This window comes from Rhizobium glycinendophyticum (assembly GCF_006443685.1).
GTDB lineage: Bacteria > Pseudomonadota > Alphaproteobacteria > Rhizobiales > Rhizobiaceae > Allorhizobium > Allorhizobium glycinendophyticum.
On sequence record NZ_VFYP01000001.1, the window covers coordinates 1,171,075 to 1,185,097 of the forward strand.

General features: G+C 64.6%; 15 protein-coding genes. 6 read left to right on the forward strand and 9 right to left on the reverse strand.

The window, feature by feature from the left end; genetic code table 11:
• The first annotated feature begins 105 nt into the window (after window positions 1-105).
• Together FJQ55_RS05680 and FJQ55_RS05685 are read left to right on the forward strand one after the other, a co-directional pair.
• A complete protein-coding gene (locus FJQ55_RS05680) occupies window positions 106-609 on the forward strand; it encodes a GNAT family N-acetyltransferase (RefSeq protein WP_140826697.1) in 504 nt (167 codons plus the stop codon).
• 229 nt (window positions 610-838) lie between these two features.
• Window positions 839-1,462, forward strand: a complete 624-nt coding sequence (locus FJQ55_RS05685) for a LysE family translocator (protein WP_140826698.1) — start codon at window positions 839-841, stop codon at window positions 1,460-1,462.
• A gap of 53 nt (window positions 1,463-1,515) precedes the next feature.
• Here FJQ55_RS05685 and FJQ55_RS05690 read toward each other — a convergent pair whose 3' ends face one another.
• From FJQ55_RS05690 to FJQ55_RS05700, 3 genes are all read right to left on the reverse strand, one after another.
• Window positions 1,516-2,190 carry a type 1 glutamine amidotransferase domain-containing protein gene (locus FJQ55_RS05690; RefSeq protein WP_140826699.1) on the reverse strand — a complete coding sequence of 225 codons (675 nt, stop codon included), beginning with the start codon at window positions 2,188-2,190 and terminating at the stop codon, window positions 1,516-1,518.
• A gap of 43 nt (window positions 2,191-2,233) precedes the next feature.
• On the reverse strand, window positions 2,234-3,271 hold the full coding sequence (locus tag FJQ55_RS05695; protein WP_140826700.1) for an NADP-dependent oxidoreductase: 1,038 nt from the start codon (window positions 3,269-3,271) through the stop codon (window positions 2,234-2,236).
• Between the two features lie 374 nt (window positions 3,272-3,645).
• Window positions 3,646-4,392, reverse strand: a complete 747-nt coding sequence (locus FJQ55_RS05700; protein ID WP_140826701.1) for a hypothetical protein — start codon at window positions 4,390-4,392, stop codon at window positions 3,646-3,648.
• 168 nt (window positions 4,393-4,560) lie between these two features.
• Between FJQ55_RS05700 and FJQ55_RS05705 the strand changes: the two genes are divergently transcribed.
• Complete coding sequence (locus FJQ55_RS05705) at window positions 4,561-5,775, forward strand: helix-turn-helix domain-containing protein (protein WP_140826702.1); 1,215 nt, start codon at window positions 4,561-4,563, stop codon at window positions 5,773-5,775.
• Window positions 5,776-5,793: 18 nt separating this feature from the next.
• Here FJQ55_RS05705 and FJQ55_RS05710 read toward each other — a convergent pair whose 3' ends face one another.
• Window positions 5,794-7,122, reverse strand: a complete 1,329-nt coding sequence (locus tag FJQ55_RS05710) for a cytochrome P450 (protein ID WP_140826703.1) — start codon at window positions 7,120-7,122, stop codon at window positions 5,794-5,796.
• Window positions 7,123-7,377: 255 nt separating this feature from the next.
• Here FJQ55_RS05710 and FJQ55_RS05715 point away from each other — a divergent pair, with 255 nt between their 5' ends.
• Window positions 7,378-7,599 (forward strand): hypothetical protein, encoded by a 222-nt coding sequence (locus FJQ55_RS05715; RefSeq protein ID WP_140826704.1) that lies wholly within the window; start codon window positions 7,378-7,380, stop codon window positions 7,597-7,599.
• A gap of 108 nt (window positions 7,600-7,707) precedes the next feature.
• On the opposite strand, the gene recQ is transcribed toward FJQ55_RS05715, so the two are convergent.
• The 3 genes from recQ to FJQ55_RS05730 form a co-directional block, all read right to left on the reverse strand.
• On the reverse strand, window positions 7,708-9,576 hold the full coding sequence (recQ, locus tag FJQ55_RS05720) for a DNA helicase RecQ (RefSeq protein ID WP_140829117.1): 1,869 nt from the start codon (window positions 9,574-9,576) through the stop codon (window positions 7,708-7,710).
• A 194-nt stretch (window positions 9,577-9,770) separates the two neighbouring features.
• A complete protein-coding gene (locus FJQ55_RS05725) occupies window positions 9,771-10,178 on the reverse strand; it encodes a type II toxin-antitoxin system MqsA family antitoxin (protein ID WP_140826705.1) in 408 nt (135 codons plus the stop codon).
• A gap of 2 nt (window positions 10,179-10,180) precedes the next feature.
• Complete coding sequence (locus tag FJQ55_RS05730; RefSeq protein WP_140826706.1) at window positions 10,181-10,483, reverse strand: type II toxin-antitoxin system MqsR family toxin; 303 nt, start codon at window positions 10,481-10,483, stop codon at window positions 10,181-10,183.
• Between the two features lie 172 nt (window positions 10,484-10,655).
• Between FJQ55_RS05730 and FJQ55_RS05735 the strand changes: the two genes are divergently transcribed.
• Entirely contained in the window at window positions 10,656-11,228 is a 573-nt protein-coding gene (locus tag FJQ55_RS05735; RefSeq protein WP_140826707.1) for a nucleoside 2-deoxyribosyltransferase, read from the forward strand.
• A 139-nt stretch (window positions 11,229-11,367) separates the two neighbouring features.
• Window positions 11,368-12,657 carry an MFS transporter gene (locus FJQ55_RS05740; RefSeq protein ID WP_140826708.1) on the forward strand — a complete coding sequence of 430 codons (1,290 nt, stop codon included), beginning with the start codon at window positions 11,368-11,370 and terminating at the stop codon, window positions 12,655-12,657.
• A 146-nt stretch (window positions 12,658-12,803) separates the two neighbouring features.
• Here the strand turns inward: FJQ55_RS05740 and FJQ55_RS05745 are convergent, their stop codons facing one another.
• Together FJQ55_RS05745 and FJQ55_RS05750 are read right to left on the reverse strand one after the other, a co-directional pair.
• Window positions 12,804-13,199 (reverse strand): hypothetical protein, encoded by a 396-nt coding sequence (locus FJQ55_RS05745; protein ID WP_140826709.1) that lies wholly within the window; start codon window positions 13,197-13,199, stop codon window positions 12,804-12,806.
• A gap of 381 nt (window positions 13,200-13,580) precedes the next feature.
• Window positions 13,581-13,988 (reverse strand): RrF2 family transcriptional regulator, encoded by a 408-nt coding sequence (locus FJQ55_RS05750; protein WP_140826710.1) that lies wholly within the window; start codon window positions 13,986-13,988, stop codon window positions 13,581-13,583.
• Window positions 13,989-14,023 lie beyond the last annotated feature (35 nt).

Here is a 14,023-nt window from a genome sequence, read left to right on the forward strand (position 1 = left end):
AAACACGGCGACACTGTAGGCCGCCCTTTTCTCTCGGCACAACCCGCCCTATAGCTTTTCGCAGACGAAACAGCCGCTTGCCCGGCTTTCACGCCACGAGCCCCCATGACCGACCTCATCCTTCGCGACGCCACCGAAGCCGACCTTCCGGCGCTGCTTGCCATCTACAATCACGCGGTGGCCGAAACGACCGCGATCTGGAACGAAACCCTGGTCGATCTCGCCAACCGCAAGGCGTGGTTCGACCTCCGCCAGGCGAGAGGCTTCCCGATCCTCGTCGCCGAAGCCGAAGGGCGGATTGCCGGTTATGCCTCCTATGGCGATTGGCGCCCCTTCGACGGCTTCCGCCAGTCGGTTGAACATTCCGTCTATGTCGAGAAGGATTTTCATGGCCGCGGCATCGGCAAGGCGCTGATGACCGCGCTCATCGCACGGGCGAGGGCAGGGGATATCCACGTCATGGTCGCCGCCATCGAAGCCGGTAACCAGGGCTCGATCGCCCTCCACCAAAGCCTCGGCTTTCGTCTCGTCGGCACCCACCACGAGGTCGGCAAGAAGTTCGGCCGCTGGCTCGACCTGACGATGATGGAGCTGAAGATCGGGGCCTGACACCACTTCCCCCCGAGGGGGGAGGTCGCCGCGAAGCGGCGGGTGGGGGTGATCACGGCGAAGAGTTACACCGTTTTGATGAATGCTGACGTCTCTCACCTCAACCCACCCGGGAGCTGCGCTCCGACCCTCCCCCCCAAGGGGAGGGTGGACGGTCACCAAAACCGAAAACCCTCTTTACAACAGTCCGTCCCTGAGGATTGATCCTGTTCTTTGGCAGGAGATCCCCATGACCCTTGAAACCTGGCTTGCCTTCACCGCCGCCTCGGCGGTTCTGCTGATCATCCCCGGCCCGACGATCCTTCTCGTCGTGTCCTATGCGCTCGGTCAGGGCTGGCGGAGCGCCTGGCCGGTCTCGATCGGCGTGGCATTGGGCGATTTCACCGCCATGACGTTGTCGATGCTCGGCGTCGGCGCAATCCTCGCGGCATCCGCCACCGTCTTCACGGCGTTAAAACTCCTGGGCGCCGCCTATCTCGTCTATCTCGGCATCAAGCTCTTCCGCTCGGGCGGCACGATGGATGTCGCTCCGCGCACGGATGCAGTGTCCACCACCAAGATGATCGGCCACGCCTGGGTGGTGACCGCGCTCAACCCGAAGAGCATCACCTTCTTCGTCGCCTTCCTGCCGCAGTTCCTCGACAAGCACGGCGACTTCGTCAGCCAAATGGCGATCTTCGAGACGACCTTCCTCGTTCTGGCCTTCGCCAATGCGGCAGGTTATGCGCTGGTCGCCTCGCGCGCCCGCGGCATGGTCCGCAGCCCGCGCGCCATCAGCCTGTTCAACAAGGTCGGCGGAACCATGCTGATCGGTGCGGGCATCGCCACCGCCTCCATGCGGTCGGCCGGCTGAGCGGAGGCTAGGCGGGCGAGCCCTGAAGAGGCCCGCCCGTCGGATCGATCACGTCAGAGCAACGCCAGCAGCGCCTTCGCGGCGGCCTCCGACGAAGCCGGGTTCTGTCCCGTCACCAGCTTGCCGTCGGTCACCACATGCACGCCCCAGTCGGGACCCTTCTCGTAAAGACCGCCATGGGCCGTCAGCATGTCCTCGACCAGGAACGGCACGACCTCGGTCAGGCCAACGGCCTCTTCCTCGGAATTGGTGAAACCGGTCACCTTGCGGCCGGCGACCAGCAGACGTCCCTCGGAATTCTTCACATGGCGCAACACGCCCGGCGCGTGGCAGACGGCGGCAACGGGCAAGCCCTTTTCGGCAAAGGCTTCGATCAGGCGGATGCTGTCGGCGTCCTCGGCGAGATCCCAGAGCGGGCCATGGCCGCCCGGATAGAAGACGGCGTCGTATCCCGCCGGATCGATCTGCGAGAGCGGCGTCGTGGAGGCGAGGAGCTGCTGCGCCGTTTGGTCGGCCTTGAAGCGTTCGGTCGCTTCCGTCTGCGCATCCGGCTCGTCGCTCTTCGGGTCGAGCGGCGGCTGGCCACCCTTGGGCGAGGCAAGCGTGACCTCGGCCCCTGCATCCGTCAGCACGTAATAGGGAGCGGCGAATTCCTCCAGCCAGAAGCCGGTCTTCTTGCCGGTATCTCCCAGCTGGTCGTGCGAGGTGAGAACCATGAGGATCTTCATGAGGTTGGCGTCCTTTCTTCAATGTTCAGAAACTGGTTGAGTATCAGGCATCCGGGCCGACGCGGATGACCCGCTTGCCGAAGCCCTCGCCGCGCAACAGGCCGATAAAGGCACGCGGCGCCTCTTCGAGCCCGTCGATCATCTCCTCGCGATACTTGATCCTGCCGGCTTCGACCCAGCCGCCCATCTCCTTGGCAAACTCCGGATAGAGGTGGCCGAAGTCGTCAAAGACGATGAAGCCACGCACGCTGATGCGCTTCTTCAGGAACATGCCCATCAGCCAGCCGAGCCTGTCAGGTCCATCGGGAAGCGAGGTCGCGTTGTATTGCGAGATCAGCCCACAGAGCGGAATGCGTGCCCGTGTGTTGAGCCGCGGCGCGACCGCATCGAACACCTTGCCGCCGACATTTTCGAAGTAGATGTCGATGCCTTCGGGTGTGGCGAGCGCCAGCTGTCCGGCAAAGCCGTCAGACTTGTAATCGACGCAGGCATCGAAGCCGAGCACGTCAACCGCATGGCTGCACTTCTCCACGCCGCCGGCAATGCCGACTACCCGAAGGCCGAGGATCTTGCCGATCTGCCCGACGGTCGCGCCAACAGGCCCGGTCGCACCACCCACCACCAGCGTTTCACCCGCCTTCGGCTTGCCGATCTGTGTCAGCCCCGCCCAGGCGGTGAGCCCCGGCATGCCCATGACACCCAGCGCCCAGGACGGATGCACCGGATCGGCTCCAAGCGGCGTCACGCCCTTTCCATCCGACACGGCATAATCCTGCCAGCCGGAGAAACCGACGACCCAGTCGCCCTCGTTAAAACCTGGAAGCGTCGAACGGACCACCCGCGACACGGTGCCGCCGACCATGGTCTGGCCAATCTCCACGGGTGCTGCGTAAGACGGCGCATCGCTCATCCGCCCGCGCATATAGGGGTCGAGCGACAGGAAGACGGTGCGAAGCAGCATCTGCCCATCGCCCACGTCCGGCACCGCATCCGTCTCCAGCCGCAGCGTCCCCTCGGTGGGCTCCCCTTGTGGGCGCTCGGCCAGAACGAAACGGCGATTGATCGAGGTCGTTTGCGGCATGAATGTCTCCTGAAACTAAGGCTGATCCGCCAGAGGGTGCCCGGAATTGCAGAGGTCCCGCTGCGCGGCGTCTGCAGCGAATGCAGGTTTGGGCAGTTGGCATGCCGATACCCGGCACGCTCTTGCGACAACAACAGATCACACTGGCAGAAGTTCCATCGGTCCATTGGCTTATGACGATGAAGCCGGGGGAGGGACAGGGCTGCGGCAGGATACACAATCGGACAGCGGCCTTCGCCCCTCATCCGCCCCTTCGGGGCACCTTCTTCCCGCAAGCGGGGAGAAGGCCGGGACGCCGCTGTTTGCACACCCTCTCCCCGCCTGCGGGGAGAGGGCAGGGTGAGGGGCAAACCAAACACCCTAGCGCTTCCCCGTCACCGGATCGTCGCATGCACCATCTCCCCCCGGATCGTGATCGAAGGCTGAGCGCCCGGCGTATTGGCAAGCGCGCTGTCGACATAGGAGGCAACCGCCTCGACGCCGTAGGATATCGCGGTCGGCACCAGGAAGCGGATGGAGGCGTCGAGCATCTTGCCGGACACCAGTACCGCTTCGTTGCGCAACACCTTCTCGAAGGTCAGCCGTGCCCTGAGCGCCGCCCCTTGAACGGCGATCCGCGTTGCGTGGCCGGCCAGCGCAAAGTCGCCGGCATCGCTGTCGACCTCGATGACAGAAAAATCCCCGTCCAGCCGCATGCGGGCCGCGTTCTGCCGGATCGACACCATGGCTTCGGGCGCAAGCGTGGCGTTGAGCGTCAGCGTGCAGTCATCCCAGTCGTTCCAACCGAAGAAGCCGCCGCGATCGCCCATGTCGACGCTCAGCGTATCGCCGTCCCGCGTCATCCGGGCCTGGCCGGCGCAATCCCCGGCAAACCAGCCGGAACGCCAGATCGCGCCCCAGCCGTGTCGGGTGCCTGACAGCACCGCCTCGCGCGCGCCGTTGCCCCGGGTCGAGATCGAAATGTCGCTCGCCGCTCCCGTTACTGTAAGCCGGGTGACGCCGGTGAGGTCAACCGGACCGGAAATCGCGTCGCTCGCCCGGATCAACTGCACACTGCCGTCAATGATGGCGAGCCCGACGAGGCCGCCGAGGATGGAGAGGATGATGGTTCTCTTGCGCATGGGAAGGCTCCTGTTGCTGGGGGCGCCTGTCGGCAGACCCGTTTTCGATGCCCCATCTGCCGCCCTCCGCGGTTCATCTGCGACCTCGATCACGATCCGGGTCGACCGCGATCGCGCTTTCGGTCATGGTCTCGACAAGACCAATGTCCCCGATGCCGAAACAACCGCATGCTCTTCGTACCGCTCTCTTTTCTCGTCGCCCTGTTCCTCGCCGTCTTCCTTGTGCGCCTGTTGCGCGAGGGGCGTGACGCCTGGGGCACGCAAGGCCTCTTCCTCGCCTTGATCGTCCTGCACATCGTCCAGAGCCTGCTGGTCGGGCTGCGCTGGGGCTATGGCCTCCTGCAGGTCCTAGTCGTCCTGCCGGTCATGGCGAGCCTAATTCCGGCCCTCTCCTACCTCGCCTTCCGCGATCTCGCCCGGGAACGGCAGGGTATTGCGCGGAGCGACTGGCCGCATCTTCTGCCGACGCTCCTGGTCGCCGCGATCCTGATCATGGCACGCCTGCCGGCCGGTCTCGGGATTCCCCCTGCCTTGCGCATCCCCGTCGATCTCGTGCTCATCGCCAGCTTTCTCGGTTACGGTCTGGCGCTTTTCTGGCTCGCCCGGCTTGGGCCTGATGGCCTCGTCGCCTCCCGCCTTGACGGCACGCTGCGCTCCTATCGCGCCCTGCAACTGACGGGCCTCGCGCTGATCACCTCGGCTCTCACCGACATCGGGATCAGCCTTGACATGCTCTGGTCCGGCGGCCGCTATTCACCGATGGTCGTCTCGGCGGCAACGACGCTGATCCTGTTCCTGCTCGGCCTCGGCGCGGTCACCGCCGGCGAGGAAGAGGCGGGCGAGGGGGGCACCGAGGAGGAACGCGGCGAAAGGTCAGGCGGCGGCGCACAGGACCGTGACGGAAGAGGAGAGGCGGGCCAAAGAGGAGAGCGTCCGGCCGGGCGCGCGACGCTGGAGATGGCAACAGTCTCGGAGGCGACCGCCCTGTCCGATGCCAATCCCGCGCCAGGCGCCGCCAAACCGTCCAGCGACGATCACCGCCGCATTGCCGCCGATCTCGATTGCCTGATGACCGAACGACGCTTCTGGGCCAATCCGGATCTCAACCTCGCCCGTCTCTCCCGCCGCCTCGGTTTGCCCGCCCGCGCCGTGTCGGAAGCCGTCAACCGCGTGCACGGCGTCAGCGTCTCGCATTACGTCAACAATTTCCGCGTCGCCGAAACCTGCCGGCTGCTTTCGACAACGGAGATGCCGATCACCCGCATCCTCTTCGAGGCGGGCTTTCTCACCAAATCGAACTTCAACCGGGAATTCCTGCGTGTGACCGGCCTCAGCCCGACAGACTGGCGCCGGCGCAACCGAGCGGAGACGGCCGCTGCGTGAGCCGCCGGGCGGCCTCTGTCAGACGGCCGGCATCGCGCGCCAGGCGACATCCGTGATGATGAAGCCCTCCTTCGGGCCCGTGGGCACGGTCAGCAGCGACACCGACAAGTCCTGCTCCGGCACGCTGTAGGTAATCGTCCCAGTCAGCAGCCGCACGGCTTCCTTCATGATCTCCACCGTCGCCATCTCGCCGGGGCAGCGATGTCCGCGGCTGGCAGATCCCGCCCCTTGCGGAATGAAGCTGTAGTCCGTCTCGTGATGCCTGAGCCCCCGCGTCGGGCGAAAGGCATCCGGCTCGCGAAACACCGCCTCGTCATGACAATTGCCGTAGAGATCGAGCAGCAGCCATTGGCCGCGCCTGATCCTGTGTCCGTTCCAGGTAAACGGTGCACGGGCCACGGCCCCGACAAACGGGAAGAAAGGCGAGATCCGCCGCACTTCCTCGACAAAACCGGACAGCCGCTCCGGATCCGGCTCGGCCAGGATCTCGCGCCATTGCGGATGCCGCTCCAGGCGAAGGGCGGCAAACACGATATAGCGCCCGATCGCAACGATCGGCCGGAGCAGGTTGATCAGTTCGACCGCCGCCACCCGCGGTGACAGCAGCTCTCCATGCGCATCGCGATAGCCTGCGAGCATCGCGAGCGGCGAATCCGGCATCGGTACCAGCCGGCCCCGGCGGATGTCGCGAAATTTTGCCCTCAGCCGCCGTTCCAGAGCCGAGCGCCGCATCAGCGTGCCGAGAGTGCGTGGCCGTACATGGCCGGCATTCTCCACCATGTCGGCCATCAGCGTGGCATCGGCCTCCACCTCGTCAGCGTCGAGTGGCGCCTGGGTCCAGGCAAGGGCCGTGCGAAAGAGAATAATGTCCATTTCCGCGCCCAGCTGCACCGCGCCCCAGCGCATCCACTCCGGCACGCGCTCCAGAAAACAGCGGCGGAAGATCGCAACGAGCCGTTCCAGCCCGCCCTTGTCCTCCATCAGCATGCGCACGAACATCGCCTTGCGATGCCGGTGCGCCGGCCCGTCCAGTTGCTGCACGCTGCCCTTGTCCTGCAACAGGCGAAGCACGGTCTGCGGCATGGCGCCGACGCGTGTCAGGCGCGCGTCGTCATAAACCAGCTTCGCCGCCGCCGGGCCGGTCATACAGATGACGTCCCGCAGCATCAGCCGCGTGCGAAAGATCGGTGTATCGAGATCGGCGAAACGCCGGGGCAGAAAGCCGTAACCTTCACGCAGCAGGGAAAGCGTTTCATCGAAGGCGGGGCTTCGCGGAATAGCGCCCGCCGCTGGCGTCTGCTCGAGCGCCTGCGCCTCACGCGCCCGGTTCCTGCTCTGCACGTTCATATCCCGTCTCCCCACCGCCGAAGCCCCACACTTCGCCTTAAGATCGGTGAAACCCAGGAAGCAGGGTTTTGTTCCTCCGGTTCCGCGAGAATATTAACCTGCCGGTTCGGACGCTGCCCACCGGCGCTGCGTCCGAACCCTCATCTGTTGTGGAAAGGGCTCGGGATTTATCACCGCCGGAACGATTTCCGGGCAACCCGGTTGGCCCTGTGACGGCCAATCCCGGCCGTGACCAAATTGAAAGGGAGACCCGTCATGGGTAGTGGAAGAGGAGACGGCAAACACATCGGCAAAGGCAGCCAGGGAAAGGGTGACGGTTCGGGTGCCATGACCGATCTGCAGGACGGCATGCTCGAAGAAAATCAGGTCCTGTCCAACCGCGACAAGGCCCAGCACTCGCAAGTCCGTGGACTGGATGGAAAACACGTGCAGACCGAACAATATCAGGACCATGCGGCCAATCGGCGACCACGCTGACGGAAGCGTACTGGTCTGCCCGTCACCGTTCCCTGCGGAACGACGCTCAATCCGCCTCCCTCCCCACGGGGAGGCGTCGCCCGTGGCCTAACGCCCGAAGGTCGGCGATCACCGCGAATAGGCCGTGATCACCTCGAGAAACGCATCGCCATAGCGTTCCAGCTTTGACTGGCCGATGCCGGAAATGCCGAGCATTTCGTCCTCGTCCATCGGCCGTTCGGTAGCGAGCGCAATCAGCGTCGTGTCGGGAAAGACCACGTAAGGCGGCACGCCCTGGTCTTTGGCGATCTCCATGCGTTTGGCGCGCAACGCCTCGAACAGCTCCTGATCGGCCTGATCGAGTCCCGCCTTGGCATGGGCCGTGCGCGATGCGCTGGCTCCCCGCGCGGCCTTGCCCGTCGTCGGCCGGTCCTTGCGGAAGCGCACGTCGACCTCGCGCTTGAACACGGCCCGCGCCGTCTCCTCAAGCTTCAGCGCTCCGAAAGCCGTGTGATCGACCCGGATGTAGCCGGCCGCGAGCAACTGCCGGAACACCGATTGCCAGGTCTTCGAGGACAAGTCCTTGCCCGCCCCGAAGACCGGCATGTCGGTGTGGCCGAAACGGATGGTCTTGTCGTTTTCGGTGCCCATGAGCACATCGATCAGATGACCGGTGCCGAAGCGCTCGCCGGTGCGATAGATCGCCGCCAGCGCCTTGATCGCGGCATCGAGCCCGTCCCAGGTCTCGACCGGCTTCAGGCAGGTGTCGCAATTGCCGCAGCCCCCGGCGTGGCTCTCGCCGAAATGTTTGAGGATCGCCTGACGCCGGCAGCCCGGCGTCTCGCAGATCGCGAGCAGCGCATTGAGCTTGGCCCGCTCCACCCGCTTCACCTCGTCGGCAGCCCCACCCTCGTCGATCATCCGCCCGCGCTGGATGACATCGGCCATGCCATAGGCCATCCACACCTCGGACGGCAGACCGTCGCGCCCCGCGCGGCCGGTCTCCTGGTAATAGGCCTCCACAGATCCGGGCAGGTCGAGATGCGCGACATAACGCACATTCGGCTTGTCGATCCCCATCCCGAAGGCGACCGTGGCGACGAGGCAGAGCTCTTCTTCCTTCAGAAACGCATCCTGGTTGGCGTCGCGGATCGCCCGGTCCATGCCGGCGTGATAAGGGAGCGCCCGGATGCCCTGATCGTCCAACCAGTTGGCGATCTCCTCCACCTTGGCTCGCGACAGGCAATAGACGATGCCACTCGATCCCTTGTGGCGGGAGAGAAAACGCAGGAGCTGCTGACGCGGCTGGTCGCGCTCGACGATCTCATAGGCGATGTTCGGTCGATCGAAGGAGGTGGTGAAGACGGCCGCATCCTGAAGCCCCAGTCGCTCGATGATATCGTCCCGCGTATGCGGATCGGCAGTCGCCGTCAGCGCCAGACGTGGCACGCCGGGAAAGAGATCGGCGAGCTTGCCGAGTTCGCGATATTCCGGCCGGAAATCATGCCCCCATTGCGACACACAATGCGCTTCATCAATCGCAAACAGTGCAATCTGGACGCCCTGCATCATCTCGACGAACCCAGGTGTCGCGGTCCGCTCGGGCGTCACATAGAGAAAGTCGAGTTCACCCCGGTCGAGCGCCCGGCGCATCTCGACATACTCCTCCCTAGACAATGTCGAATTGAGCGCCGCTGCCCTGACCCCCAGACCTTTGAGCGCCTGCACCTGATCGCGCATCAGGGCGATCAGCGGCGAAACCACGACGCCGACCCCCGGCCGGCAGAGCGCCGGCACCTGGAAACACAGCGATTTCCCGGCCCCCGTCGGAAACAGCACCACGGCGTCGCCACCGGACACGACATGGTTGACCACCTCCGCCTGCCGCCCGCGAAAGGCCGGATAGCCATAGACGCGCTTCAAGACGGCAAGAGGGCCCTCGCGGCCCTCGCGGTCACTGGGGGAGAAGAGGGGATCGGTAACGGGCTGAGTCGACATGGGCAAGGTGTAGCCGAAGGGGAGGGGGCTGGCCACCGCGCAAATCTGGTGACTTGCGAGAGCTGTCGCCAGCCAGCTTAGGCAGTGGGGATCGGGAGGAAGGTAACTCTCCTCCGAGTGCCCTCAGCCGGCTCGCCTCGCTGGGAGGGGCTTCAAGGTGCAAGGCCCCGCATGATCTGGCCAATTCCAACCTATTATGCCCGCTTGAGCACCCGTGCCTCCTCGGGGTACCGATCCAGCAGGCGAAAGAGATTGATCACCGCAGGAGAGGGGATCACCTTGCCGGTTTCATACCGGGAAAACGCATTGTGCCCACCGCCGGTCAGCGCCGAAGCCTGGGCCTGGTTTAGGCCGAGCTTTTTCCTGATACGCCGCAATTCCTCACCGACGCTGCGTCTCGCCTGCAGCACGAGCGCGTCGCCCGCGGCGGCATATCGCAAGGCACTATCGGCGTCGAATTCGATCTCGCCGCAGCTCTCGCAGCGCCATCCAGACAGGCCTTCGACCGTCGTCTTCAAATCGCGGAACACCACATCATGCGCCTCGTTTTCGAAGCGGGCCATGCCTCCGACAGAACCACAGCTGCTGCAATCGGCAACCATTTCTACAACTCCTTGAACTGAATGACGGGCGCGCCATCCGTGCGCATCGTCACCTTCACATAGGCTTTCCCGACCGGCGTGTCGGCATGGTAGACGTCCTGCCACACGCGACTGTCGGCATACGTCGTCATCGACTTGAAGAAGTGCCGTGGCGTGAGCGCACAGACGGCATCGATCATCTCTGCCACGGTCAGTCCCATCTGCCGCCCACCATCGATCGCGGTCTTGGTGAAAGCCGCAGCCTTGCGCGCCCGCACCAACAGGATGACAGCGGTCAGATCATGATGCGCGATCCGTTTCTCCATGACCTAAATTACCCTTAAGGGGTAAAAATTCAAGGCCTGCGCTTGCTGCACCTAGATCTCTTCACTTTTATGGTCCGCAATCCCTGTGCACCGCAACAATCCTCTCTTGCCTTGCTGCCCGCCGGCTGCTCCTCATCGGCGTCCTCCCCAGCCTCAAAGGATCGCCTTCCGCATGCCCACCGCCCTGAAACTCTACCTCGCCGGCCCCGAAGTCTTCCTCCCCGACGCCCGCGCCATCCTCGACGCCAAGGCAGCGCTCACCCGCGCTCACGGCTTCGAGGCCATCTGCCCCGGCGACCTCGCCATCCCGCCGGCCCCGACCAAACATCAGTTCGGCCTCAACATCTCCGAGGTCGACGAGGGCTTCATGAACCGCGCCGATGGCGTCATCGCCAATCTCACTCCGTTCCGCGGCATCGCCGCCGATCCCGGCACGGTCTTCGAACTCGGCTATATGTGCGGCGCCGGCAAACTCGTCGCCTGCTACACCAATGTGGCAGACAGCCACTTCAAGCGCAGCGCCGACTTCTATGCGGGCGACATTCACATCGCCGAAGACGGCCGCAAACGCGCATCCGACGGCACCATGCTGGAAGACTTTGAGATGATCGAAAACCTGATGCTGCATGGCGGCGTCGAACGCCGCGGCGGCCCGGTGGCCGTGCATGCAGCGGAAGCCGACCGCCTCTGGACCGATCTCACCGCCTTCGAGCAATGCTTGAAGACGCTGGCGGAAAGGCGCTGAAATCAGCGCTTTGGCGTGGAAAGCTCAAATCCCGCGCCCGAGGCCTATCACCCTGCACTCCTGCAGCATCAATCCTTTCAAAACCGGGGGCTTGTGGACCGCAGCCGACAATGCTTCATGGTGGAAGGAGAAGTCGATCATGCATGATATCGTCGCCGACCGGCCCGCCCTCGGTTCCCGTTTCCACCGCCTTCTGCTCTCGAGTGGCCTTGCCAATCTCGCCGATGGCATCGGTGTGGTCGCCTGGCCCTGGCTCGCCTCGCTGATCACCCGCGATCCCCTGGCGATCGCGCTCGTCGGCGTCGCGCAAAAGCTGCCCTGGTTCCTCTTCGCGCTTCCCTCGGGCGTGATCACCGACCGCTTCGACCGCCGCCGTCTGGTCATCGCGATGGACGTCTTGCGCTTCGTCACCCTGATCACGCTCTCGGCGGTCATGCTGCTGCCCGGCATGCTGCCCGTCATTCCCGTTGAGGATTTCCCGCGCGACCTGCTTTATGCCCTGTTGCTGCTCTCGGCGCTTATCGTCGGCTTTGCCGAAGTCCTGCGCGACAATTCCGCCGTCACGCTGCTGCCGGCCATCGTGCCCCATGCGCGGCTCGAAACCGCCAATGGCCGCATGGGCAGCCTCGAAACCGTGATGAACATGATGATCGGCCCGCCGCTCGCCGGCCTCGTCATCGCCCTCGCGCTGCCGCTCGCCTTCGGGCTCTACGGCCTTGCTTTTGCCTTTGCCGGACTGCTGATCCTCTCGATCCCGGGAGAGTTCCGCACGGAGCGGCCGGAACCCCGCCATTGGGTCGCGGAAATCCGCGAAGGCACCGCCTATCTCTTCGCCCGTCCGCTGCTGCGCGATCTGGCGTTGGGTCTCGGCGTGCTGAACGCCATCGAGGTCATGCTGCTGATGGGGCTGGTGCTCTACGCCCAGGAGGTCATGGGCCTGAACTCTGCCGAATACGGCCTGCTGCTGACGGGGCTTGCCGTCGGCGGCGTCATCGGCGGCCTGCTCGGCGAGCCGATCCTCCGCCGCTTCGGTGCCTCCGCCTGCCTGCGCGCCACGATCGCCTGTTGCCTCATCTGGGCGCTGGTCGTGCTCCTGGTCCCCGTGCCCGTTCTGGTCTGGGCAGCACTCGCCCTCTCGGCCGTGACCGGCATGGTCTGGAACATCATCACGGTCTCGCTGCGCCAGCGCATGATCCCGCCACATCTGCTCGGCCGGGTCAACAGCGTCTACCGCTTCTTCGGCCTCGGCACCATGTCGCTCGGCGTCTTCCTGGCCGGCCTCAGCGTCACCCTCGCCGAACATTTTATGCCGCGCCCCCAGGCCCTCGGCATGCCCTTCATCCTCGCCGCCATCCTCTCCATCCTGCTGCTCGCCGGCCTCTGGACCCGCGTCTCGCCAAAGGCACTGGCGGCATTCGACGGGCGGTGAGGTGTGCCTCACACCTCCCCCTTTGAGGGAGGAGGTCGCCGCAAAGCGACGGGTGGGGGTGACCTGGGCGACGAGCGCGCCGCCACCGATCACCCCACCCCGAGCTGCGCTCCGACCCTCCCCCTCAAGGAGAGAGTGTCAGCCCGTCACCCCTTCTTGCCTGCCGGCTGGGCCGTCGGATCCTCAAACCGGATACCGCAATTGTTTTTCAGCGACGCCGTTTCGATCGCCTTCATCTCGCCCTTCAGTCGCGAGACTTCGGCCGCGGATGCCCCGTCGCCCTTGGCAAAGAACAGCGCCGGCCAGAAGATGACGAGTCCGACCCCGACGGCCACTGCATCATTATCCGCCTTCTTCTGCTGCACGCCGCTTGCCGCGATCGCCCGGGCCGACACAGCCGTCGCCTCCTCGCGCAGCCGGTCGCAGGACAGGCTTTCATAAAGCGTCGACGACACATAGGCCGCCTCTATGTCTTTCGGCTTGCTGGCGCAGGAAGAGAGCGCCGCGGCAAGCGCCACGGTGATAGCAATAGTCTTGTTCATGATGACCCCCAGTTGTGAACGAATAAAGGCGTGTCGCAAGGCGGGCAGATCGTCAAAGCCAAAGATTGCAGGTTTCTGAGAAACCATGGGATGCCCACAACCAAAAGTGGGGTGGATTAAACACTGCCCCGCAATGCGGTCAGGTGCTAACGGGTCCCGGCCTCCCCTTGGGGCTGCCCGGCACAGCTTTACCGTTTCGCGCGCCCTCATCCCCGATGCAACAAATTGCACCTGAGCCCGGCGGGCCACCTGTTCCCCACTGGAGACAAGAGGCATCCCGCTTGGTGCGGGGCTCAAAATCCATTTGTTCTTGCCCTGCCTTGGGCGGGGAGGGCGCCGCGAGCAGCGGGTGGGAGTGACGAGACGCCCCCGCGCGATGCGTCAGACGAATTGCGTGGCGAAATCGTCGATGGTCATGGCGGCGAAGCTCCTGCGCAAACAGGTTTCCGCATCCGTCATGGCCCGATCGAGAAAGCGGTTCACCGCGCTCTCGACGGGACAGCTGCTGTGATCCTTCGACAAGGCTATGGAAAATGCCGATCCGCTCTGCAGGGCATGGTGCACATGCTCGACGGTGATCTCGCTGGCAGATCTGGCCAGCCGCCAGCCGCCGCTTCGCCCTCCCGAGGACGCCACGATGCCGTGGTCCTTCAGGGCCGCCATCGTCCGGCGCACCACAACCGGATTGGTATTGAGCATCTTTGAAATGGTGTCCGACGTTTCGCTGCCGCCTAGCAGATGCATGTGGACGAGAACATGGAGCATTCGCGAAAGGCGGGTGTCGGACATTTCGTAACTCAGAATGTTGCGGAATCTTGACGTGC

Coding starts and splice junctions, on each gene's coding strand:
- FJQ55_RS05680 (WP_140826697.1), top strand. CDS start 106: ATGACCGACCTCATCCTTCGCGACGCCACCGAAGCCGACCTTCCGGCG.
- FJQ55_RS05685 (WP_140826698.1), top strand. CDS start 839: ATGACCCTTGAAACCTGGCTTGCCTTCACCGCCGCCTCGGCGGTTCTG.
- FJQ55_RS05690 (WP_140826699.1), bottom strand. CDS start 2,190: ATGAAGATCCTCATGGTTCTCACCTCGCACGACCAGCTGGGAGATACC.
- FJQ55_RS05695 (WP_140826700.1), bottom strand. CDS start 3,271: ATGCCGCAAACGACCTCGATCAATCGCCGTTTCGTTCTGGCCGAGCGC.
- FJQ55_RS05700 (WP_140826701.1), bottom strand. CDS start 4,392: ATGCGCAAGAGAACCATCATCCTCTCCATCCTCGGCGGCCTCGTCGGG.
- FJQ55_RS05705 (WP_140826702.1), top strand. CDS start 4,561: ATGCTCTTCGTACCGCTCTCTTTTCTCGTCGCCCTGTTCCTCGCCGTC.
- FJQ55_RS05710 (WP_140826703.1), bottom strand. CDS start 7,122: ATGAACGTGCAGAGCAGGAACCGGGCGCGTGAGGCGCAGGCGCTCGAG.
- FJQ55_RS05715 (WP_140826704.1), top strand. CDS start 7,378: ATGGGTAGTGGAAGAGGAGACGGCAAACACATCGGCAAAGGCAGCCAG.
- recQ (WP_140829117.1), bottom strand. CDS start 9,576: ATGTCGACTCAGCCCGTTACCGATCCCCTCTTCTCCCCCAGTGACCGC.
- FJQ55_RS05725 (WP_140826705.1), bottom strand. CDS start 10,178: ATGGTTGCCGATTGCAGCAGCTGTGGTTCTGTCGGAGGCATGGCCCGC.
- FJQ55_RS05730 (WP_140826706.1), bottom strand. CDS start 10,483: ATGGAGAAACGGATCGCGCATCATGATCTGACCGCTGTCATCCTGTTG.
- FJQ55_RS05735 (WP_140826707.1), top strand. CDS start 10,656: ATGCCCACCGCCCTGAAACTCTACCTCGCCGGCCCCGAAGTCTTCCTC.
- FJQ55_RS05740 (WP_140826708.1), top strand. CDS start 11,368: ATGCATGATATCGTCGCCGACCGGCCCGCCCTCGGTTCCCGTTTCCAC.
- FJQ55_RS05745 (WP_140826709.1), bottom strand. CDS start 13,199: ATGAACAAGACTATTGCTATCACCGTGGCGCTTGCCGCGGCGCTCTCT.
- FJQ55_RS05750 (WP_140826710.1), bottom strand. CDS start 13,988: ATGTCCGACACCCGCCTTTCGCGAATGCTCCATGTTCTCGTCCACATG.